This window comes from Psychromarinibacter sediminicola (assembly GCF_029168335.1).
Classification (GTDB): domain Bacteria; phylum Pseudomonadota; class Alphaproteobacteria; order Rhodobacterales; family Rhodobacteraceae; genus Psychromarinibacter; species Psychromarinibacter sediminicola.
In genome coordinates, this window is the sequence record NZ_JARGYC010000012.1 from 61,750 (window position 1) to 81,819 (window position 20,070).

Sequence of the window (20,070 nt, forward strand, 5' to 3'; positions counted from 1 at the left end):
GCGGAAGGTCAGCGAGAGACCAAACCCCTCTCCCCCAGACACCACGCCCTCTCCCGATCGCCCCGTCATTCCGCCAGCACCCAGGTATCCTTCACCCCGCCGCCCTGCGACGAGTTCACCACCAGCGACCCTTCCTTCAGCGCCACCCGCGTCAGCCCGCCCGGCACCAGCTCGATCTCCTCGCCCACCAGGCAGAACGGCCGCAGGTCCACATGCCGCGGTGCCACGCCCTCCTCGACAAAGGACGGACAGGTCGACAGCGCCAGCGTCGGCTGCGCGATATAGTTCTCCGGCCGCTCCTCGATCTTCGACCGGAACGCCTCGATCTGGCCCTCGGTCGACTTCGGCCCCACCAGCATCCCGTACCCGCCCGAGCCGTGCACCTCCTTCACCACCAGCTCCGGCAGATGCTCCAGCACGTATTTGCGCTCGTCCGGCCGCGCGCATTGCCAGGTCGGCACGTTCCGCAGGATCGGCTCCTCGCCCAGATAGAACCGCACCATCTCGGGCACATAGGTATAGATCGCCTTGTCGTCGGCCACGCCGGCCCCCGGCGCCGAACAGATCGTGACCCCGCCCGAGCGGTACACGTTCATCAGCCCCGGCACCCCCAGCATCGAGTCCGGCCGGAAGCACAAAGGATCCAGGAAGGCATCGTCGATCCGCCGGTAGATCACGTCCACCTTCTGCGGGCCCTCGGTGGTCTTCATCCAGACGAAATCGCCCTCGACGAACAGGTCCTGCCCCTCCACCAGTTCCAGCCCCATCATGTCGGCCAGGAAAGTGTGCTCGTAATAGGCGCTGTTGAAATGCCCCGGCGTCAGGATCACCGCGCAGGGCTCGCCGTCGCATTTCTTCGGCGCGACCGAGTGCAACGTCCGCTTCAGCGCCCGGGCATAGCCCTCCACCGGCGCGATCCGGTTCTTCTGGAACAGCTGCGGGAACATCCGCATCATGATCTCGCGGTTCTCCAGCATGTAGGACACGCCCGACGGCGTCCGGCAGTTGTCCTCCAGCACATAGAACTCGTCGGGCCCCACCCGCACCAGGTCGATCCCCACGATCTGGCTGTAGACGCCCTTGGGCGGCATGATCCCCACCACCGCCTTCTCGTAGGCCTCGTTGGTGTAGACCAGCTTGTCCGGGATCCGCCCCGCCCGCACGATCTCGCCGCGCCCGTAGACGTCGCAAAGAAAGGCGTTCAGCGCCCGCGCCCGCTGCTTGATGCCGCGCTCCAGCTTGCGCCACTCGTCGGCCGAGAACACGCGCGGGAACATGTCGAACGGGATCAGCCGGTCCGGATCGCCCCCCTCGCCGTAGACGGCGAAGGTGATGCCGATCCGGCGGAACAGCTTTTCCGCCTCGTGCTGCTTCAGCGTGCGCAGCTCGACCGGCATGTCTTGCATCCAGTCCTGCAGACCGGCATAGGGCGCGCGCACCGCACCGCCGTCCTCCATCTCGTTGAAATAGCGGGGGTCTGCGGCCTTGCTCATGCATCTCACTCTTCACCGGCGGCCCGCGAAGTTCAAGCTTTCCCGCACCCCGCCGCGACGGCGCCGGCCCGGCTGCCCAAGGATTAGGCAGCCGCCGCGCCCGTCCCGCCATCATACACGCTTTCCCCCGCCCGGCCATCGCCGCGGCGGGCGTTGGACGCCCCGCCCCGGCCCGCTATCTTCGCCCCATGGCCGTGCTCACCTTCACGCCCGAGGGCATCCACTGCCCCGCAGGCGGCTTTCACATCGACCCCTGGCGCCCCGTCGACCGGGCGCTGATCACCCACGGCCACGCCGATCATGCGCGTCCCGGCCACGCGCACTATCTCGCGACCGAAACGGCCGCCCCGGTCATCCGCCACCGCCTCGGCGACATCGCCCTCGACACCATTCCCTACGGCGAGACCCGCCGGATCGGCGACGCCACGGTCTCCTTCCACCCCGCCGGCCACGTCTCCGGCTCGGCGCAGATCCGGGTGGCGGTCGGCGGCGAGGTCTGGGTCGTCTCCGGCGATTACAAGACCGAGCCCGACGGGCTGTCCGAGCCCTTCGAGCCGGTGAAATGCCACGCCTTCGTCACCGAATGCACCTTCGGCCTGCCGGTCTTCAAATGGGCCCCCCAGGCCGAGATCGCCGCCGAGATCAACGCCTGGTGGGCCGCCACGCTCGCCCAGGGCCGCACCCCGGTCCTCGGCGCCTACGCCCTCGGCAAGGCCCAGCGCCTGCTGGCCTGCCTCGACCCGTCGATCGGCCCGATCCTCACCCATGGTGCCGTCGAGACCGTGAACGAGGTGCTCCGCGCCCAGGGCCTCGCGCTGCCCGACACCATCCGCGTCACGCCCGAGACCGATCCGAAGGACCACCCGAACGCGCTGGTCCTGTCCACGCCGTCCGGCCTCGGCACGACCTGGATGCGCCGCTTCGGCCAGACCTCCGCCGCCTTCGCCAGCGGCTGGATGCGCCTGCGCGGCGTCCGGCGCCGCCGCGCCGCCGACCGCGGCTTCGTGATGTCGGACCATGCCGACTGGGACGGGCTGAACGCCGCGATCCGCGACACCGGCGCCGAACGCGTCTTCGTCACCCACGGCTACACGGCGCAGTTCCGCCGCTGGCTGGAGGATCAGGGCTACGACGCCCAGGTCGTGGACACCGAGTTCGAGGGCGAAAGCCTCGACACCCCCGACGCGGAAGATGCGGCATGACCCCACGCTACATCCACGCCCGGAATTTTGGAAAAATTCCGGCCCGGATCGTTCGAACGATCCGACCAAAATTCTTCCCAAGAATTTTGCCCGCGCAATGAAACGCTTCGCCGCCCTGTTCACCCGGCTCGACCAGACCACCCGCACCACCGCCAAGGTGGCCGCGCTGGCCGACTACTTCTCCGAAGCGCCCGAACCCGACCGTCTCTGGACCATCGCGCTCCTTTCCGGCCGCCGCCCCAAGCGCACGGTGAATGCCACGATTCTGCGCGAATGGGCGTCGGATACCGCAAAAATCCCGCTATGGCTGTTCGAAGAGTCCTATGCCATCGTCGGCGACCTCGCCGAGACCATCGCCCTCGTCCTGCCGCCGAACCGTACCGAATCCGACCACTCGCTGACCCACTGGATCACCGAGATCCGCCGCCTGCCCACGCTGGAAGAGCCCGACCGCCGCGCCCTGATCGACGCCGCCTGGGACCGGCTCGACGCCTCCGAACGTTTCCTGTTCAACAAGCTCCTGACCGGCGGCTTCCGCGTCGGCGTCTCGCGCACGCTGATGACCCGCGCGCTGGCCCGGGCCACCGGCATCGACGAGCCCGACCTCGCGCTGCGCCTGATGGGCGACTGGTCGCCCGACACCACCACCTACCGCCGCCTGGTCCTCGAACCCGACCCGGAAGAGGACCTGTCGCGCCCCTACCCGTTCTTCCTCGCCTACCAGCTCGAAGACGACCCCGAAGACCTCGGCCCCGTCACCGACTGGCTCGCCGAACACAAATGGGACGGCATCCGCGGCCAGCTGATCCTGCGCGGCGGCACGCACCACGTCTGGTCCCGCGGCGAGGAACTGATGACCGACCGCTTCCCGGAACTCGCCGCCGCCCGCGACTTCGTCCCCGACGGCACCGTGATCGACGGCGAGATCCTGGCCTGGACCGACGACGCCCCGCTCCCCTTCGCCGCGCTGCAGAAGCGCATCGGCCGCAAGACCGTCCCGAAGAAGCTCCTCGCCGAGGCGCCGGTGATCCTGAAGGCCTACGACCTCCTGGAATGGCAGGGCGGCGACATCCGCGCCACGCCCCTGAAAGACCGCCGTGCGCTCCTCGACACCCTCGTCGAAAGCCTGCCCGCCGACGCCCCCATCCGCCTCTCGCCCCGCCTCGCCGCCGACACCTGGAAAATCCTCGCCGACACCCGCGCCCGCGCCCGCGACATCGGCGCCGAGGGGCTGATGCTGAAACGCCTCGACAGCCCCTACCGCGTCGGCCGCACCAAGGGCGACTGGTGGAAATGGAAGGTCGACCCGCTGACCGTCGACGCGGTGATGATCTACGCGCAACAGGGCCACGGCCGGCGCGCGAACCTGTTCACCGACTTCACCTTCGCCGTCTGGGACGGCGACACGCTCGTCCCCTTCACCAAGGCCTATTCCGGCCTGACCGACGCCGAGTTCCGCCAGATCACCGCCTGGGTCCGCAAGAACACGCTGGAACGCTACGGCCCGGTCCGCGCGGTGACCCCCGAGCACGTCTTCGAGATCCACTTCGAGGGCATCCAGGCCTCGACCCGTCACAAGTCCGGCCTCGCCCTGCGCTTCCCCCGCATGGCCCGCTGGCGCCACGACAAAAAGGCCGCCGAGGCGAATACCCTCGGCGACCTCAAACAGATGCTCGCGGCCTATGGCTGACCGGCCTACTCCGCCGGCACCGCCCGCGGGCCGCGGTCGAAGGCCAGCGGCCCGGCGCCCAGCGCCACGACCATGCCCAGCCCGCCGGCCAGCGCGACGTTCTTCATGAAGCTGATCATCTCGCCCTGCGCGGCGGCCGCCTCCATCCCGAAGCTCGGGATCAGGTGGAACAGAAGCCCCGACAACAGCGCGAAGCCCGCCAGCAGGAAGGCCGCGATCCGCGCCTGCCAGCCGACCAGCAGCGCCAGGCCGGCCCCGACCTCGACCAGGATGACCAGCGGCAACAGCGCGCCGGGCACGCCCATCGCCTCCATATAGCCCTGCGTCCCGGCATAGCCGCCGATCTTCTGCAGGCCCGACAGGATGAAGATAGAGGACAGAAGCAGGCGCGACACCGGCGCCGCGTAACTCGCGATGTTCGACATGACGTTCGGATCCTTTCGTTTTCCGGGCGGAGGCTCCCCCCGCGTCAGCGGCCGATATGACGCACCGGCGGCGCCCGGAAAACACCGATGGCGGCGCGGACGATGTGCGCAGGCGCACATGTCGACCCGACCACCGCGCGAACGTGCGGCAGCGCCCGGGCCGCACTGGTCCCCGGCGCCGCCCGCTCAGCCCTCTTCGCGGACCATCGGCTGCGCCACCAGAAGCTGGTCGCCCTTGACCAGCATCGACATGGACCCGTGCGGCTGCCAGCCCTCCGCGATCCGCTGGCGCACCATCGTGGCCAGGCGGTCGTATTCGGCATTCTCCTCGCGCTCGGCACGATAGACCGTCCAGACGACCATGTAGTCGCTGATCTTCGCCATTGGCTCCTCCCGATGTCATCCCCCCGGCACTGTCGTCCATCGCGCAGACCCGTTCAAGCGACGCTAACGTCAAGCAGGCGCCCCCGCGCCTTTCCGCCCGGGCCATTCTTGAAACACCCCCCGTCCCCGGCCTATGTCTCGCGGACCAGCCGCGAAGGAGCGCCCATGCAACTGCCCACCCCCGTCTTCGACGCCAACGCCTCCGCCGGCGGCGGCAAGGATCTCGGCGACCTGCCCGAATGGGATCTCACCGACCTCTACGCCAGCCCCGACGCGCCGGAGCTGAAGCGCGACATGGACTGGCTGGAAGAGGCCTGCGAGAAATTCGCCGCCGATTACGAGGGCAAGCTGGCCGATCTGACCGCCGAGGAGATGCTCGACTGCGTCCTGCGGCACGAGACGATCGACATGGTGACCGGCCGCATCATGTCCTTCGCCGGCCTGCGCTACTATCAGCAGACGACCGACCCGGAACGCGCCAAGTTCCTCTCCGACTGCCAGGACAAGATCACCACCTATTCCACGCCGCTGGTGTTCTTCAGCCTGGAGCTCAACCGCATCCCCGACGAGAAACTCGACGCGCTGTTCGAGGCCAACGCCGACCTCGCCCGCTACAAGCCGATCTTCGACCGCCTGCGCCTGATGCGCCCGCACCAGCTGTCGGACGAGCTGGAACGCTTCCTGCACGACCAGTCCGTCGTCGGCGCCACCGCGTGGAACAAGCTGTTCGACGAATGGATCGCCGGGCTCGAATTCACCGTCGACGGCGAGGTCCACGGCATCGAGGGCACGCTCAACTACCTCACCGAACAGGACCGTTCCAAGCGCGAGGCCGCCGCCCGCGAACTCGCCCGCGTCTTCGCCGAGAACCTCGGCCTCTTCGCCCGCGTCCACAACACGCTGGCCAAGGAGAAGGAGATCGAGGACCGCTGGCGCAACATGCCCACCCCGCAATACGGCCGCCACCTCGCCAACCAGGTCGAGCCCGAGGTGGTCGAGGCGCTGCGCGACGCGGTGGTCAAGGCCTATCCCAAGCTGTCGCACCGCTACTACGAGTTGAAGCGCAAGTGGCTCGGCCTCGACACGCTGCAGGTCTGGGATCGCAACGCGCCCCTGCCGATGGAGGAGCAGCGCACCGTCGACTGGCCCACGGCCCGCGGCATGGTGATGGACGCCTATTCCGGCTTCGATCCGAAGATGGCTGAACTGGCGGAGCCGTTCTTCGACAAGGGCTGGATCGACGCCGCCGTGAAACCCGGCAAGGCGCCGGGCGCCTTCGCCCACCCCACCGTGACCGACGTGCATCCTTACGTGATGCTCAACTACCTGGGCAAGCCGCGCGACGTGATGACGCTGGCGCACGAGCTGGGCCACGGCGTCCACCAGCGGCTCGCGGCGGGCCAGGGCGAGCTTCTGTCCTCCACGCCGCTCACCCTGGCCGAAACCGCCTCCGTCTTCGGCGAGATGCTGACCTTCCGCAAGCTCCTGGACGAGGCCAAGGACGACGCCGAGAAGAAGGTGCTGCTGGCCGGCAAGGTCGAGGACATGATCAACACCGTGGTCCGCCAGATCGCCTTCTACGACTTCGAGTGCAAGCTCCACGACGCCCGCGCGCGCGGCGAGCTGACGCCCGACGACATCAACGCGCTGTGGATGTCGGTGCAGGCCGAAAGCCTCGGCCCGGCATTCGAGTTCATGGACGGCTACGAGACGTTCTGGGCCTATATCCCGCATTTCGTCCACTCGCCGTTCTACGTCTATGCCTATGCCTTCGGCGACGGCCTGGTGAACGCGCTCTACGCCGTCTACCAGGAGGGCGACCCGGGCTTTCAGGAGAAATACTTCGAGATGCTCAAGGCAGGCGGATCCAAGCACCACAAGGAGCTGCTGGCCCCGTTCGGCCTCGACGCCACCGACTCGGCCTTCTGGGACAAGGGCCTGTCGATGATCTCCGGCATGATCGACGAGCTTGAGGCGATGGAGGCATAGCCCAACTCGCCTATTGCGCGACTCACACGGCCCGGCCTAGCCTTCCGGTATTGATCGGGAGGCATTTGACATGGGCTTTTCACTGGACGGTGTCATCGAGAAGGTGACGGACGGCGACACGCTGCGCATCACGGCCGAAGACCGGCTGTTCAAGATCCGCGTCCTCGGGCTCGACACCGAGGAGAGCAACCAGAACCAGCACAAGCCGGTGACGGCCTGGGGCAAGGCGGCGTCGGACTATACCAAGAGCCTTCTGCCCGTCGACACGCCGGTGACGATCGAGTTTCCCGGCGACGAGCCGGCCATCGTCGACGACGAGATCAACGTCACCTATCTCGACAACTACCAGCGGCCGCTGGGCTTCGTGCACCTGTCGAACCCGGTGGACGGCATCACCGACTTCACCGAACTGATGATCCGCAAGGGCTATTCGCCCTATTTCGTGAAATACGGCCGCGCCGTCTTCGCCGGGCACGACGCCCGCTACGCGGCGGCCGAACGCGCGGCGCAGATCGACAATATCGGCGTGTGGAACCAGCTCGACGCCAACGGCGCCGCCACGCCCGAGGCCGCGCCGCGCAACTACCCCCGGCTGATGGTCTGGTGGGAGCTGCGCGCCCGCGTCATCGACGTGTTCCGCGCCGCCCGCGCCGAAGCGCCGGACCGGCCGCTGTTCAACACCCGCATTGACTATGCCCGGCTGCTGCAGAAGGCCGCGGCCGAAGAGACCGCGACCGTCTTCATGGAGCTCAAGGAGGGGCGCACCGTCGGCGGCCTGCACTACCTCATCGACTCGGGCTCGCTGGCGCAGCCGTTCCAGCTGTTCCTGCCGAACGAGGACCGCCCCGAGATCGCCGCCCTGAAATCGCTGCTCGCCAACCGCTACATCGCCGACGGCGAGGATTTCCCGCGCCGCAACTACGCCTATGTCACCGGCCCGACCAAGATGTATAACGGCCGGCCCGAGATGGTGGTCGAAAGCATCGACCAGGTCTCCGACACGCCCCCGGACGCCTGAGCCCGGCCCCGCCGCCGCCTACGGCTCCGCCCCGCGCACCGCCTCGGGATGCGCCGACAGGTAATGATGCAGCACCGCGAACAGCTTGCGCGCCTGCGCCAGGTCGTCGGCGCGCAGCGCCGCGCGGATGTCCTCGCAAATGATCTGCTGCACATGCTGCGGCCCGTGCGGCGCGTGCATCATGTACTCCGCCAGCGCGGCGGCATTCACGCCCTCGACATGTTCGTGCGCCCCGACCGCGTCGATCTCCTCGCGCGTCAGGCTGCACATGTCGACGATGTCGTCCAGACTGATCATGGCCTCCTCCGTCCGCTCATGATCGCCCAGTCTACACCATTCCGGGCGCCGCCGCGCCGGCGACATCGCCGCAGCGGCGCCGGGCGGATCGCCGCGCGTCATGAAACCGCCCGGCCCTCCGGCCCGTATATCGAGAAAGCCAGCAGACGGCACAGGAGGACACCATGCTTCGCACCCTCGCGCTGATCGCCCTGATCCTCGCCGCGGCCCCGGCCGCCGCGGGCAACGCTTTCCGCTTCGCCTCCATCGACGGCGGCAGCTTCGACACGGCGGACTGGGCCGGACGCCCCGTCCTGGTGGTCAACACCGCCTCGCTTTGCGGCTTCACCCCGCAATATGACGGCCTCCAGGCCCTGCACGACCGTTACGCGGCCGACGGCCTGGTGGTGCTGGCCGTGCCCTCCGACGATTTCCGGCAGGAGCTGGCCACCGAGGCGGAGGTCAAGGCGTTCTGCGCGCTGACCTTCGGCCTGACCCTGCCGACGACCACGATCACCCCGGTCCGCGGCGCCGACGCGCACCCGTTCTACCGCTGGCTGGCCGAGACCGAAGGCTTCCGGCCGGCCTGGAACTTCAACAAGGTCCTGATCGCCCCCGACGGCAGCGTCGCCGGCACCTGGGGGTCGCTGACGAAACCGCAATCCCCGGCGATCACCGGCCCCATCGAGGCGATGCTCGCCGGCGGCTGACCGCGCCCGTCCGCCGGGTCACTGCACCAGCAGCCCCGACTCCACGGTGCCGCTGACCTCCATGCAGGTGCCGGTATCGGTCTCGGCCGCGATGCTCTCCCTGATGCAGAGCGGCCCGCCGAAGCTGCCGCGCACGGTGCCGCCCTCCAGGTCGATCTCCAGATCGGTCGCGATCGGCTGCGGCGCGCCCTCGTTGGTCCAGATCGGCCCGTTCATGCCGTCGGGCATATGGATCAGCTCGACCGAGTTCGGGGCCTTGCCGGGCGCGAAATCGCCCATCCACATCAGGTCCAGGCTGATCACGTCGGTCGCGGTAAAGCGCGGCGCGGGATGCGCCTGGATATGCAGCGTGGTGAACATGCTCTGCTTGCCGAACTCCGCGGTCGCGGCCGTCTCGCCGCCCGACTCGGCGGTGATCGTATAGAACGTCCGGGCCTCGCCGCCCATATCGACGGTCACGGTGCCGAATTCCTCGGCCAGGGCGGCGGCGGGCAAGGCGGCCAGAAGGCAGGCGACGGTCAGGCGCATGAAAGGTCTCCCTGTTGAAATCCACCCCGTGCCTAGCACGGCGGCGCAGGAAGGCCAAACCGCCCAGGCGTGGTGTCGCAAGGACCGGCATTGCAGCGCGCAGGCGCCTGTGTCGAGCAGCGTGGACGACCGCACGCTACACGACACCGGATCAGTCTTGGACCATTTCCATCCGCGTCGCGCGGCGGAACGCCGTGCAGCGCCGCCCTGCCCCCACCGGGGCGGCGCTTCCGGCGATGACGGTGCCAAGTGTCCGACCCACATGCTTATGTCTCCGGAGGCGCAAAGCTCGACCGCGCCCCGTCGGGTCGGCGCTGCACGGCGTTCCGGTAGAGCGGGGCCGCTATCCGGCAAAGCCGAGAAAATCGTGTCGTGTAGCGCGTCCAACCCCGGACAGTTACCGCTATCTATAATACCATCAAGGACTTACACCCCTGTCCAACCTCGGACACTTCAATCCAGCTCGCTCCAGGGCCAGGGCTTCACCTCGCTCGCCGCCGTCTGGTAGCGCGCCGCCTTCGCCATCCAGATGCCCAGCGATTCCCCGAACTCCGCCAGCCGCTCGTTCGGCTCGCCGCCGCTCACCAGCATCACGATGAACTGCACCACCGTCGCCACGCCCAGCACCGTCTGCGCCACCTGGATCATGATCCAGATCAGCACCATGTAGACCAGCCGCATCGCCAGCCCGTCCTTGCGGTCCGGCTCGAACTGGGGTCCGTTGATCCGCCCCGCGAACTTGTCGTGCTCCTCGGCCATCGCGCCGCTCCCGTCCTTCGTCCGCCCGGAGTGTGGCGCCAGCCGCCCGCCGACGCAAGATCGCAGGCCCTGTCGCGGAACCGTCACACGGCCGCGCTAAGCCTCCCCCGCGACCCATCGGAGAGGCCCCATGCAGGACTACGACCTCGACCGCGCCTACGAGATCCACGGCCCCGACGACGCCCGCACGCTCTACGACGCCTGGGCCGAGACCTACGATGCCAGCTTCGGCGCCGGCTGGGGCTATGTCGCCCCCCGCGAGATCGCCGCCCTGTTCGCCGCCGAGGCGTCCGAGAACCAGCCCGTCCTCGACATCGGCGCCGGCACCGGCCTCGTCGCCGCCCATCTCGACGCCTTCACCGTCGACGGCATCGACATCGCCCCCGAGATGCTGGCCATCGCGGAGCGAAAGGGCCTCTACCGCCGCCGCATCCTCGGCGACCTGACGCGGCCCCTGCAGATGCCCGACGGCGTCTATGGCGGGGTGATCTCCTCGGGCACCTTCACCCACGGCCATGTCGGCCCCGAGGCGCTGCCCGAGCTTCTGCGCGTCACCCGCCCCGGCGCGCTCTTCGTCTGCGGCACGATCCCGTCGGTCTATGACGGCATGGGCTTCGGCAGCGCGCTGGCGCTCCTGGTCGCCCAGGGCCGCATCACCCCGGTCGATTTCCGCGACATCCCCATCTACGAGGGCGCCGACCACCCCCACCGGGCCGACCGCGGCCTGGTCATGCTGTTCCGCCGGCGCTGAGCTAGCGCAGCATCTCGAAGGGCGACGACGCCACCGGCTCCGCCCGCGCGATCGCCGGCGTCCGCCCGACGAAGAGCCCCTGCTCCGCGCAATCCAGCATGAACGCGGCGAGGTCCGGGATCCGCGTGCGCAGAGTCCCCGCCGGGATCGCCCCCTCGCTCACCTCGAAGTCGCCCGCCGCCGGCGCGTCCAGCAGCCAGCCGGGCCGCACCGCCGTCCAGTCGAGCCCGTCGCTCTCCCGCAGCATCCGCTCCATCTCCGCCATCTGCCGCAGCACGGCGCCCAGCGTCACCGCCGCGGCCCCGCGGAACCAGACCGGCCCGCGCTGCAGCGTGGTCACGAAACTGGCCGAGATCACCACCAGCCGCCGCATACCGGCCGCGCGCATCGCCTCGACGATCCGCCGCGTGCCCTCGGTGTAAAGCGGCGGCGGAGCCAGGACGGTCTCCGGCCCCATCGGCAGCCCGATGCAGGACAGGACCGCATCGGCGCCGGCCATCGGCGGCATCGGATCGTCGCCCAGCAGGTCGACGCGATGCCAGTCCGGCCGCGCCCCGCGCGCCGGCCCCTCCGGCGGCCCCGCCCGGTCCGCCGCCACCACGTCATGCCCGCGGCGCAGCGCCTCGTCCGTCGCCGCGCGCCCGACCTTGCCGGCCGCCCCGAAGATCACCAACCGCATGCCCGCCTCCCGGCTCCGATCCCCGGGATATAGCGCCGCCGCGGCGCGCGTCAGGCCCTATTCGGCCGCCAGCACCATGTCGATCATCCGCTGCGTGCCGCGGCTGAACTCCAGCGGACAGGGATAGGCCGCCCCCTCGCGCACCGCGCGGCAGAAATTCTCCACCTGCAGCACATAGTGGTTCACCCCCGGAAACCGCTCGGTCCGCACGGTGAAGCCCGCGGTCTCCACCGACAGCTCGGCCTGGTCGAACACGTTCGCGTTGAACGGGCAGGACAGCCGCATCACGCCCTTTTCGCCGTGGAAGGTCACGTATTGCCGCGGGAACATCCGCATCGAGGTGACCGAGCTGTAGCGGAACGACGGGAAATCCCCTGTCACATGGGCGAACACCTCCACCCCGTTCTCCCGCCGCAGCCGCGCCGACAGCGCCTCAGGCTCCTCGCCGGTCACGAACCGCGCCGCCCCGAACGTGTAAACCCCGATATCGTGCAGCGACCCGCCCCCGGTCTCCACCTTGTTGCGGATATTGCCGGGATCGGCGCGGTTGTCGTAGGAGAAAACCGTGTCCACCAGCACCAGCTTCCCGATGGCACCCTCCTCGTACAGCGCCTTCGCCCGCTGCCACTGCGGATGGTGGACGATCATGTAGGCCTCGGCGGCCAGCTTGCCCGAGGCGTCCCGCGCCGCGACCAGGTCGTCGAACTGCCCCTCGGCCATGGCGATCGGCTTTTCGCAGAGCACGTGCTTGCCCGCCTCCAGCGCCCTGATCGTCCATTCGACATGCAGATGGTTCGGCAACGGGATGTAGACCGCGTCGATCTCCGGATCGGCCAGCAGCGCGTCATAGCTCTCATGCACCCGGATCCCCGGCGCAAAGGCCCGGAACCCCGCCGCCTTCTCCGGCGAAGACGTGGCGAGCGCGGCGAATTCCGCCCCCTCGGCGGCGTGAATCGCCCGCGCCATCTGATCCCGCGCGAATTTAGCGGCGCCCAGCACGCCCCAGCGGATCGGTTCCATCCTGTCCCTCCATAGCGGTTCCGGCCGGACGGTAGCGCGAACGCCGCCCCGCCGAAACACCCCTTCTTCGCGCGGGCAAATACGCCCCCGCCCCGACCACCGACACACCGACCGCCTCGAAGCGCCGCCGCACCACGGAGCCCCCCTCCACGTGCACCGCCCGCACACGACGAGGCTCCGCACCCCCTCTTCTTCTCGTTGACAAATACGCATCCGGCCCAACCACCGACACACCGGCCGCCCGGAGCACCGCCGCACCAACGGCACACTCCGCCAGATGCACAGCCCGCAAGCAACGAGGCCCCGCCGCCCCCCTTCTTCTCGTTGACAAATACGCCTCCGGCCCAGCCACCGGCGCTTCGGCCGCCCCCGGAGCCTCACCGCACCACCGGCACACTCCGCCACAGACGCAGCGAGACTCCGCCGCCCCAGCGCCGCCCGCCCCCTTCTTCTCGTTGAAAAATACGCCTCCGACCCAGCCACCGGCACACCGGCCGCCCCGAAGCGTCACGCCACAACAGGCGGACTCCGGCGCGGGCGCAGCCCGGGACGGAGAGAAAGATCTTGCCGAGCGCAGCGAGGCCCCGCTCGAAACCGCTACACCCAGCGCAGCGCCGCCGCCCGCACGCGCGCCTCCAGCACCGCCAGCCGGTCCCGCAGCTCCGCCCGCACGGCCCCCTCGCGCGGCGCGTCCCGCAGCGTCTCGAACAGCGCCGCCGCCGGGTTCCGCGCCCGGCTGTTCCCGCGCCACTCGACCGCGCGCAGCACCGCCTCCGCCTCCGCCGGCAGCCGGTCGGGCAGTTCCGCGCCCAGCAGCGTCCCCCAGACCCCGGTCCAGCAGCGGCCCACGGCCCAGGGGTTGTAGCCGCCGCCGCCCAGCACCAGGTAGCGCGGCGCCAGCGGCCGCAGCGCCGCCACCACGCCGCAATGCACGTTGTTCGACAGCGCCAACCGCGACAGCGGGTCCTCCTCCAGCGCGTCCGCGCCGCATTGCAGCACCACCGCGTCCGGCGCGAACCCCGCCACCGCCGGCAGGATCAGCGCCTGCAGGACCGCGCGCATCTCGGAATCGTTCAGCCCGCGCGGCACGGGCAGGTTATAGACCTGCCCGGCGCCGGCCTCCTCCAGCGCCCCGGTGAACGGCCAGCGCCGCTCCTCGTGGACCGAGACCAGGAGCGCCTCGGGATCGTCGGCAAAGGCCGCCTCCACCCCGTCGCAGTGATGCGCGTCGATGTCGACATAGGCCACCCGCCGCGCCCCGTGCGCGCGCAGCGACAGGATCGCCAGCACCGGGTCGTTGAGATAGCAGAACCCGGCCGCCCGCCCTGGCAACCCGTGATGCGTCCCGCCCGCCGGGCTGTAGACCACGCCGCCGCGCGCCAGCAGCTCGCCCGCCAGGATCGACGCCCCCGCCGCCGTCGCCGGCCGGCGGTACATCTCGGCAAAGACCGGGTTCGACGGCGTGCCCAGCCCATAGGCCGCCCGCTCCGCCTCGGTCACCGCCTGCGCCGCCTCCGCCCGCTGCAGCGCCGCGAGGTAATCCGGCCGGTGCCACGCCGCCAGCGCCGCGGGTTTCGCCCGCGGACTCGTGCGGAACCGGTCCCGCGGCAGCCAGCCCAGCGCCCGCGACAGATCCATCACCGTGGACACCCGCGGCACCCGCAGCGGATGCCAGCCGCCATAGCTGGAGCGGCGATAGATCTCCGAGCCAAGAAACACCGGCCCCGCATCGGTCATGCCTTGCATCATCCGCCCGAGGATAGCGCCTTCGCCATTGATCGACAGCCCGCCTGATGTATCGTGGGCCGAGGGGAAATCCGCGCCCCGCGCGCGCGATCGGAGACGGCAGCCCATGACCAAGGTCAAGATGCGCCCGCTTCGGTTGGGCGGCGCCCGCAAACGGATGGTCCGCACCCAGGTCGGCGCGCTCTGCTACCGGCTCCGCGAGGGCCGGCTCGAATACCTCCTCGTCACCAGCCGCGGCACCGGCCGCTGGGTGATTCCCAAGGGCTGGCCGATGGACGGCGAGACGCCGGCCGCCGCAGCCTGCCACGAGGCGTGGGAAGAGGCCGGGGTCACCGGCAAGCCCGTCGGCAACGCCATCGGCGTCTATTCCTACGTGAAACCGGCCGACCGCGACGCCCTCCCCCGCATCGTCGTCGTCTTCCCCGTCCGGGTGAAGCGCCTGGCCGAGACCTTCCCCGAATGCCGCGAACGCCGCCGCAAGTGGCTGTCGCCCCGCAAGGCCGCCGGGCGGCTGGCCGAGCCCGAGCTGCGCCAGATCCTGCGCGATTTCGTGCCGCCCGAGCTGCGCGGCTGAGCCGCCGCCGCGACAGCGCCGCGCTTGCAATGTCGCGCGCGAGGAATATGTATTCCTGATCGGCCCTTAGCCACGATGCCCGGATGATCCGCTACACCCTCAGATGCCCCGACGACCATCGGTTCGAAAGCTGGTTCGCCTCTGCCGAGGCGTTCGAGACGCTGCAGGCGTCCGGCATGGTCGCCTGCCCCGACTGCGGCAGCGCGCAGGTCGAGAAATCGCTGATGACCCCGGGCGTCCGCACCGCGCGCAAGGCGGCCGCGCCGCCCGCTCCGGCCGAGGAGAAGACGGCACAGACAGCGCCGGCCGAGCGCCCGCTCGCCGCCCCGTCCAGCGAGCTGGAGGCGAAGCTCGCCGAGCTGCGCCGGCATGTCGAAAAGACGTCGGACTATGTCGGTCTCGGCTTCGCCGCCGAGGCGCGCAGGATGCATGACGGCGAGATCCCCCACCGCTCGATCTATGGCGAGGCGAAGCCGGACGAGGCGCGCAAGCTGATCGAGGACGGCGTGCCGGTCGCGCCCCTGCCCTTCCGCCCCACGCGCAAGTCGAACTGAGCCGCCGGCTTGCCCTCGGCGGGCCGGCCGTTAAGGTCGCCGCATGACCATCCTCATCACCGGCGCAAACCGGGGCATCGGCCGGGCCCTGTTCGACAGCTATTTCGACGCGGGCGCCGAGGTCGTCGGCACCAGCCGCGACGGCGCCTTTCCGGCCGGCCGCTGGCTGACGCTCGACGTCGCCGACCCGGCCAGCCACCGCGTGGTCGCCGAGCGGATGCAGGGCGAGGCGATCGAGCTTCTGGTCTGCAACGCCGGCGTCAAACTCGACAAGGGCCAGACGCTGGGCGCCGGCTATCCGGCCGCGATGTGGGCCGACACCTTCGCGGTCAACGTCACCGGCGTGTTCCTGACGGTGCAGTCGCTCCTGCCCAACCTGCGGCTGGCCGAGGCGGGCCGGATCGCCATCGTCTCCAGCCAGATGGCCAGCAGCGAGAAGGCGGCCGGCGGCTCCTACATCTACCGGGCGTCGAAGGCCGCGGCGCTGAACCTCGGCCGCAACCTCGCCGCCGACCTCCGGTCCGAGGGCATCGCCGTGGGCATCTACCATCCCGGCTGGGTGCAGACCGACATGGGCGGCGCGTCGGCCAGCATCACGACGAGCGAGTCCGCCGCCGGCCTGACGGCGCGCTTCGCGGAGCTCGACATGGACAGCAACGGCGCCTTCCTCACCTGGGACGGCCGCCCGCATCCTTATTGAGCGGCCCTGGTGCGGTCTCCCGCGCGGAACAAGCTGACACCGCCGCCCCGCGCGTCGACGGGAGGTCGGAGTGTGGGGCATGAAAGATAACCCCCTATGAACGATGCCCAGCGCGGAACAAGGCCGAAGGCCGCCGCGCAAGCGCCGACGCGCCCCGGTGCGGCGGCGCTGTGGTGGACGTTTTCGCAGAGCTCCGAGGTCGCTCGGACCTGGCAGCCATAAAGTGCGCCGCTCGGAAGTCGGAGCGCCACCGCGCGCGTCGGCCCTCGCGCGGCTCCTCACGTAACTCGGGGTTACCCAATAGCGCTCGCCTCCACCGGCCACACCCCGACCCCGCCAGCGCACGCCCCTTTAACCATCTGTTAAAAAACCGAAAATGTTTCGCGCGCGAAACATTTCAGACCTCCGGCACCCCGCCCTGCAGCACCGACAGGAACCACCCTGCATCGATATTCCCGCCCGACAGGATGACCCCGGCTTTCCGGCCGGTCATCCGCGCCCGCTCCTGCATCAGCGCCGCCAAAGCCGCCGCCCCGGCGCCCTCGGCCAGGTTGTGGATGTCGCGGTAATAGACCCGGATCGCCTCGGCCACCTCCGCATCCGACACCGACACCACCCGCGCCGCCCCGCGCGAATAGATGTCGAACGCCTCCCTTACCGGCACCCGCACCGCCATCCCGTCGGCAAAGGTCCGGGCGCTGTCGGTCTCGACCAGCGCCCCCGCCGCCACCGACAGTCTCGCGCATTGCGCCCCCTCCGACACCACGGCCACCACCTCGGTGGACAGCCCCAGCGCATCCCGTGCCAGGATCGTCCCGCAGATGCCCGAGCCGCAGCCGATCGGCACATAGACCGTGTCGAGATCCGGCGCCGCGCGGAACAGCTCCCACGCATAGGTGGCGACCCCCCGCACCAGCTCCGCATGGAACGGCGGCACGACCATCAGCCCCTGCTCCTCGGCCACTCGGAACGCCTCGACCCGCGCCGTGTCGAAATCCTCGCCGTATTCGACCAGCTCGGCCCCGTAGGCCCGCATCGCCGCGTTCTTCTCCACCGAGTTGCCGTGCGGCACGTAGACCAGCGCCCTCAGCCCCGCCGCCGTCGCCGCCCGCGCCTGGCTCTGGCCGTGATTGCCGCGGGTCGCGGTGCAGATGCCGGGACAATCGGGATGGGTCCGCTTCAGCCAGTCCATGAAGGTGATCCCGCCGCGCACCTTGAAGGCGCCCGTCGGCGCATGGTTCTCGTGCTTGACCCAGACCTCGCAGCCCAGCCGCTGCGACAGCTGCGGCCAGGGGTATTGCGGGGTCGGCTGCATCTGGGTGTAGACCAGCCCGGCGGCGGCCTGCAGATCCTCGGCAGTGAACTTCATGAAAGCGTCCTCGTCCCTCGGGGCACAGTCAAACGCCCCGCGCCGGAAATGGCCAGCGGGATTCCGTCAATCGCCCGGCACCGCCCAGGGCCCGGCGCAGCGCAACTCGATGGCAAGGCCCAGCGCGGCGTCGCGAAACACCCCCGCGCCGTCGGTCACCTCCAGCCAGCCGGCCTCGCCGGACCAGGCGGCGGTCAGCGTGGCGTCGCGGCGATAGCCGTCCGCCCGCGTGACCCGGTCGGGGCGGCGCTGCCGCAGATCGCGCGCCGCGGCATAGGGCTCCTGCGGCAGATCCGACGGCGCCTCCAGGAAGATCTGCAGGTCGAGCGGCACGACCGTCGGCACCGGCTTGCCGTAATTGGACCCGCCCGGCACGAACCACGAGGCGTCGAGCATCCCCGGCGCCTGCTGCACCACCATCGCGAAGGCGGACCCGCCCGGCCCCGTCCCCTCGCAGAGCATGCGCATCCACAGGCGGGCCTCGGGGGTCTCGTCGGCCCCGGCCGGCCCGGCAAGCAGGACGGCTGCAAAAACCAGGCGGCGAAGCGGCATGGCAATCTCCCTAACGTGCCGGCAGCCTAGCCGACCGGCGGGCCGGGGGGAAAGCCGCCCGCCCGGAAACGCTGCGTTGCGGCCGCGCGCGCCTCCGCCCTTGCCCGCGCCTTCGAGCCTGCTATGAAGCGCGGCGAACCAAAGGGACGGGACGCGATGCCGATCCTCGTGATGAAATTCGGCGGCACCTCGGTCGCCACGCTCGACCGCATCCGCCGCGCCGCCAAGCGCGTCGGCCGCGAGGTCGCCAACGGCTATGACGTGATCGTGATCGTCTCGGCCATGGCGGGCGAGACCAACAAGCTGGTCGGCTATGTCGAGGAGACCTCGCCGCTGTTCGACGCCCGCGAATACGACGCCGTCGTGTCCTCGGGCGAGCAGGTGACGGCCGGCCTGATGGCGCTGACCCTGCAGGAGATGGACGTGCCGGCGCGCAGCTGGCAGGGCTGGCAGGTGCCGCTGAAGACCACCGACGCCCACGCCGCCGCGCGGATCGAGGAGATCCCGCCGGCCAATATCCTGGCCAAGTTCGAACAGGGGATGCGCGTGGCGGTCGTCGCCGGGTTCCAGGGGATCGCGCCGGACAACCGGATCACCACGCTGGGCCGGGGCGGCAGCGACACCACGGCCGTGGCCTTCGCCGCCGCGTTCGGCGCGGAACGGTGCGACATCTACACCGATGTCGACGGGGTCTACACCACCGACCCGCGGATCTCGGAGAACGCGCGCAAGCTCGACCGCATCGCGTTCGAGGAGATGCTGGAGCTGGCCTCGCTGGGCGCCAAGGTGCTGCAGACCCGCTCGGTCGAGCTGGCGATGCGCTACAAGGTGAAGCTGAGGGTCCTGTCGAGCTTCGGGGAAATGGGCGACGATGCGGGCACGCTCGTCTGCGACGAGGAGGATATCGTGGAAAGCAATGTGGTGGCCGGCGTGGCCTACAGCCGCGACGAAGCGAAGATGACCCTGATCTCGGTCGCGGACCGGCCGGGGATCGCGGCGGCGATCTTCGGGCCGCTGGCCGAAGCCGGGGTGAACGTGGACATGATCGTCCAGAACATCTCGGAAGAGGGCCGGACGGACATGACCTTCTCCTGCCCGACGAACCAGGTGGCGCGCGCCGAGGCGGCGATGAAGAAGGCCAAGGAGGCCGGCGAGATCAACTTCCACGATCTGGTGGCCGATACAGGCGTGGCGAAGGTCTCGGTCGTCGGCATCGGGATGCGCAGCCATGCGGGCGTCGCCGCCAAGATGTTCCAGGCGCTGAGGGACGAGGGGATCAACATCAAGGTGATCACGACGTCCGAGATCAAGATCTCCGTGCTGATCGACCGGAAATACATGGAGCTCGCGGTGCAGGCGCTGCACGATGCGTTCGAGCTGGAGAAGGTGGCCTGAGGGATCGGCGCCACAACCGGGCACGTTCGAGCAGGGTGAGAAGCCGCGCAAGGGCCGACGCGCGCGGGGGCGCTCCGGTGTTCGAGCTACGCGCTTTATGGCTGCAAAACGCGGATGACCTCCGAGCTCCGCGATAACGGCTACCACTGCGCCGCCGCACCGGGGCGCGTCTCTCGGGCATTTCGCTGGCGAAATGCCCTGCCGACAGGCGATTGCAGAGCAATCGCCGAGAGGCGGCGCTTGCGCGGCGGCCTTC

General features: G+C 69.8%; 21 protein-coding genes. 10 read left to right on the forward strand and 11 right to left on the reverse strand.

Going from position 1 to position 20,070, the window contains the following annotated elements; genetic code table 11:
* Positions 1-65: 65 nt before the first annotated feature.
* Positions 66-1,493, reverse strand: coding sequence for a circularly permuted type 2 ATP-grasp protein (locus P1J78_RS06610; RefSeq protein ID WP_275566541.1), 1,428 nt, complete (start codon positions 1,491-1,493; stop codon positions 66-68).
* Between the two features lie 188 nt (positions 1,494-1,681).
* Between P1J78_RS06610 and P1J78_RS06615 the strand changes: the two genes are divergently transcribed.
* On the forward strand, positions 1,682-2,695 hold the full coding sequence (locus P1J78_RS06615) for a ligase-associated DNA damage response exonuclease (RefSeq protein ID WP_275566542.1): 1,014 nt from the start codon (positions 1,682-1,684) through the stop codon (positions 2,693-2,695).
* Between the two features lie 97 nt (positions 2,696-2,792).
* Positions 2,793-4,385, forward strand: a complete 1,593-nt coding sequence (locus P1J78_RS06620) for an ATP-dependent DNA ligase (RefSeq protein WP_275566543.1) — start codon at positions 2,793-2,795, stop codon at positions 4,383-4,385.
* Between the two features lie 5 nt (positions 4,386-4,390).
* Here the strand turns inward: P1J78_RS06620 and P1J78_RS06625 are convergent, their stop codons facing one another.
* Together P1J78_RS06625 and P1J78_RS06630 are read right to left on the reverse strand one after the other, a co-directional pair.
* Entirely contained in the window at positions 4,391-4,810 is a 420-nt protein-coding gene (locus tag P1J78_RS06625; RefSeq protein WP_275566544.1) for a DoxX family protein, read from the reverse strand.
* Between the two features lie 186 nt (positions 4,811-4,996).
* Positions 4,997-5,194 (reverse strand): DUF1737 domain-containing protein, encoded by a 198-nt coding sequence (locus P1J78_RS06630; RefSeq protein WP_275566545.1) that lies wholly within the window; start codon positions 5,192-5,194, stop codon positions 4,997-4,999.
* 165 nt (positions 5,195-5,359) lie between these two features.
* Here P1J78_RS06630 and P1J78_RS06635 point away from each other — a divergent pair, with 165 nt between their 5' ends.
* Both P1J78_RS06635 and P1J78_RS06640 read left to right on the forward strand, forming a co-directional pair.
* Entirely contained in the window at positions 5,360-7,183 is a 1,824-nt protein-coding gene (locus P1J78_RS06635; RefSeq protein ID WP_275566546.1) for a M3 family oligoendopeptidase, read from the forward strand.
* A 70-nt stretch (positions 7,184-7,253) separates the two neighbouring features.
* A complete protein-coding gene (locus P1J78_RS06640) occupies positions 7,254-8,201 on the forward strand; it encodes a thermonuclease family protein (RefSeq protein WP_275566547.1) in 948 nt (315 codons plus the stop codon).
* Positions 8,202-8,219: 18 nt separating this feature from the next.
* Here P1J78_RS06640 and P1J78_RS06645 read toward each other — a convergent pair whose 3' ends face one another.
* Entirely contained in the window at positions 8,220-8,498 is a 279-nt protein-coding gene (locus P1J78_RS06645; RefSeq protein WP_275566548.1) for a hypothetical protein, read from the reverse strand.
* A gap of 164 nt (positions 8,499-8,662) precedes the next feature.
* On the opposite strand from P1J78_RS06645, the gene P1J78_RS06650 reads away from it, so the two are divergent.
* Positions 8,663-9,187, forward strand: coding sequence for a glutathione peroxidase (locus P1J78_RS06650; protein ID WP_275566549.1), 525 nt, complete (start codon positions 8,663-8,665; stop codon positions 9,185-9,187).
* Positions 9,188-9,205: 18 nt separating this feature from the next.
* Here P1J78_RS06650 and P1J78_RS06655 read toward each other — a convergent pair whose 3' ends face one another.
* Both P1J78_RS06655 and P1J78_RS06660 read right to left on the reverse strand, forming a co-directional pair.
* On the reverse strand, positions 9,206-9,715 hold the full coding sequence (locus P1J78_RS06655) for a hypothetical protein (protein ID WP_275566550.1): 510 nt from the start codon (positions 9,713-9,715) through the stop codon (positions 9,206-9,208).
* Between the two features lie 453 nt (positions 9,716-10,168).
* Positions 10,169-10,474 carry a DUF4389 domain-containing protein gene (locus P1J78_RS06660; protein WP_275566551.1) on the reverse strand — a complete coding sequence of 102 codons (306 nt, stop codon included), beginning with the start codon at positions 10,472-10,474 and terminating at the stop codon, positions 10,169-10,171.
* Positions 10,475-10,604: 130 nt separating this feature from the next.
* On the opposite strand from P1J78_RS06660, the gene P1J78_RS06665 reads away from it, so the two are divergent.
* Entirely contained in the window at positions 10,605-11,225 is a 621-nt protein-coding gene (locus P1J78_RS06665; protein WP_275566552.1) for a class I SAM-dependent DNA methyltransferase, read from the forward strand.
* Between the two features lies 1 nt (position 11,226).
* On the opposite strand, the gene P1J78_RS06670 is transcribed toward P1J78_RS06665, so the two are convergent.
* From P1J78_RS06670 to P1J78_RS06680, 3 genes are all read right to left on the reverse strand, one after another.
* A complete protein-coding gene (locus tag P1J78_RS06670; protein ID WP_275566553.1) occupies positions 11,227-11,904 on the reverse strand; it encodes an NAD(P)-dependent oxidoreductase in 678 nt (225 codons plus the stop codon).
* Between the two features lie 57 nt (positions 11,905-11,961).
* Complete coding sequence (locus P1J78_RS06675) at positions 11,962-12,924, reverse strand: Gfo/Idh/MocA family protein (protein ID WP_275566554.1); 963 nt, start codon at positions 12,922-12,924, stop codon at positions 11,962-11,964.
* Between the two features lie 597 nt (positions 12,925-13,521).
* Complete coding sequence (locus P1J78_RS06680; RefSeq protein WP_275566555.1) at positions 13,522-14,661, reverse strand: acetoin utilization protein AcuC; 1,140 nt, start codon at positions 14,659-14,661, stop codon at positions 13,522-13,524.
* A 115-nt stretch (positions 14,662-14,776) separates the two neighbouring features.
* On the opposite strand from P1J78_RS06680, the gene P1J78_RS06685 reads away from it, so the two are divergent.
* From P1J78_RS06685 to P1J78_RS06695, 3 genes are all read left to right on the forward strand, one after another.
* Positions 14,777-15,244: an NUDIX hydrolase gene (locus P1J78_RS06685; protein ID WP_275566556.1), complete on the forward strand. Its 468-nt coding sequence runs from the start codon at positions 14,777-14,779 to the stop codon at positions 15,242-15,244.
* An 83-nt stretch (positions 15,245-15,327) separates the two neighbouring features.
* A complete protein-coding gene (locus P1J78_RS06690) occupies positions 15,328-15,798 on the forward strand; it encodes a DUF1178 family protein (protein ID WP_275566557.1) in 471 nt (156 codons plus the stop codon).
* A 43-nt stretch (positions 15,799-15,841) separates the two neighbouring features.
* Positions 15,842-16,498 (forward strand): SDR family NAD(P)-dependent oxidoreductase, encoded by a 657-nt coding sequence (locus P1J78_RS06695; RefSeq protein ID WP_275566558.1) that lies wholly within the window; start codon positions 15,842-15,844, stop codon positions 16,496-16,498.
* A gap of 397 nt (positions 16,499-16,895) precedes the next feature.
* Here P1J78_RS06695 and P1J78_RS06700 read toward each other — a convergent pair whose 3' ends face one another.
* Positions 16,896-17,867, reverse strand: coding sequence for a threonine dehydratase (locus P1J78_RS06700; protein ID WP_275566559.1), 972 nt, complete (start codon positions 17,865-17,867; stop codon positions 16,896-16,898).
* 66 nt (positions 17,868-17,933) lie between these two features.
* A complete protein-coding gene (locus tag P1J78_RS06705) occupies positions 17,934-18,419 on the reverse strand; it encodes a hypothetical protein (protein WP_275566560.1) in 486 nt (161 codons plus the stop codon).
* A gap of 156 nt (positions 18,420-18,575) precedes the next feature.
* Between P1J78_RS06705 and P1J78_RS06710 the strand changes: the two genes are divergently transcribed.
* On the forward strand, positions 18,576-19,814 hold the full coding sequence (locus P1J78_RS06710; protein ID WP_275566561.1) for an aspartate kinase: 1,239 nt from the start codon (positions 18,576-18,578) through the stop codon (positions 19,812-19,814).
* The last annotated feature ends 256 nt before the right edge of the window (positions 19,815-20,070 follow it).

Bases quoted from the DNA above. Each gene is read 5' to 3' on its own strand.
- P1J78_RS06610 (WP_275566541.1), bottom strand. From the start codon at position 1,493: ATGAGCAAGGCCGCAGACCCCCGCTATTTCAACGAGATGGAGGACGGC.
- P1J78_RS06615 (WP_275566542.1), top strand. From the start codon at position 1,682: ATGGCCGTGCTCACCTTCACGCCCGAGGGCATCCACTGCCCCGCAGGC.
- P1J78_RS06620 (WP_275566543.1), top strand. From the start codon at position 2,793: ATGAAACGCTTCGCCGCCCTGTTCACCCGGCTCGACCAGACCACCCGC.
- P1J78_RS06625 (WP_275566544.1), bottom strand. From the start codon at position 4,810: ATGTCGAACATCGCGAGTTACGCGGCGCCGGTGTCGCGCCTGCTTCTG.
- P1J78_RS06630 (WP_275566545.1), bottom strand. From the start codon at position 5,194: ATGGCGAAGATCAGCGACTACATGGTCGTCTGGACGGTCTATCGTGCC.
- P1J78_RS06635 (WP_275566546.1), top strand. From the start codon at position 5,360: ATGCAACTGCCCACCCCCGTCTTCGACGCCAACGCCTCCGCCGGCGGC.
- P1J78_RS06640 (WP_275566547.1), top strand. From the start codon at position 7,254: ATGGGCTTTTCACTGGACGGTGTCATCGAGAAGGTGACGGACGGCGAC.
- P1J78_RS06645 (WP_275566548.1), bottom strand. From the start codon at position 8,498: ATGATCAGTCTGGACGACATCGTCGACATGTGCAGCCTGACGCGCGAG.
- P1J78_RS06650 (WP_275566549.1), top strand. From the start codon at position 8,663: ATGCTTCGCACCCTCGCGCTGATCGCCCTGATCCTCGCCGCGGCCCCG.
- P1J78_RS06655 (WP_275566550.1), bottom strand. From the start codon at position 9,715: ATGCGCCTGACCGTCGCCTGCCTTCTGGCCGCCTTGCCCGCCGCCGCC.
- P1J78_RS06660 (WP_275566551.1), bottom strand. From the start codon at position 10,474: ATGGCCGAGGAGCACGACAAGTTCGCGGGGCGGATCAACGGACCCCAG.
- P1J78_RS06665 (WP_275566552.1), top strand. From the start codon at position 10,605: ATGCAGGACTACGACCTCGACCGCGCCTACGAGATCCACGGCCCCGAC.
- P1J78_RS06670 (WP_275566553.1), bottom strand. From the start codon at position 11,904: ATGCGGTTGGTGATCTTCGGGGCGGCCGGCAAGGTCGGGCGCGCGGCG.
- P1J78_RS06675 (WP_275566554.1), bottom strand. From the start codon at position 12,924: ATGGAACCGATCCGCTGGGGCGTGCTGGGCGCCGCTAAATTCGCGCGG.
- P1J78_RS06680 (WP_275566555.1), bottom strand. From the start codon at position 14,661: ATGACCGATGCGGGGCCGGTGTTTCTTGGCTCGGAGATCTATCGCCGC.
- P1J78_RS06685 (WP_275566556.1), top strand. From the start codon at position 14,777: ATGACCAAGGTCAAGATGCGCCCGCTTCGGTTGGGCGGCGCCCGCAAA.
- P1J78_RS06690 (WP_275566557.1), top strand. From the start codon at position 15,328: ATGATCCGCTACACCCTCAGATGCCCCGACGACCATCGGTTCGAAAGC.
- P1J78_RS06695 (WP_275566558.1), top strand. From the start codon at position 15,842: ATGACCATCCTCATCACCGGCGCAAACCGGGGCATCGGCCGGGCCCTG.
- P1J78_RS06700 (WP_275566559.1), bottom strand. From the start codon at position 17,867: ATGAAGTTCACTGCCGAGGATCTGCAGGCCGCCGCCGGGCTGGTCTAC.
- P1J78_RS06705 (WP_275566560.1), bottom strand. From the start codon at position 18,419: ATGCCGCTTCGCCGCCTGGTTTTTGCAGCCGTCCTGCTTGCCGGGCCG.
- P1J78_RS06710 (WP_275566561.1), top strand. From the start codon at position 18,576: ATGCCGATCCTCGTGATGAAATTCGGCGGCACCTCGGTCGCCACGCTC.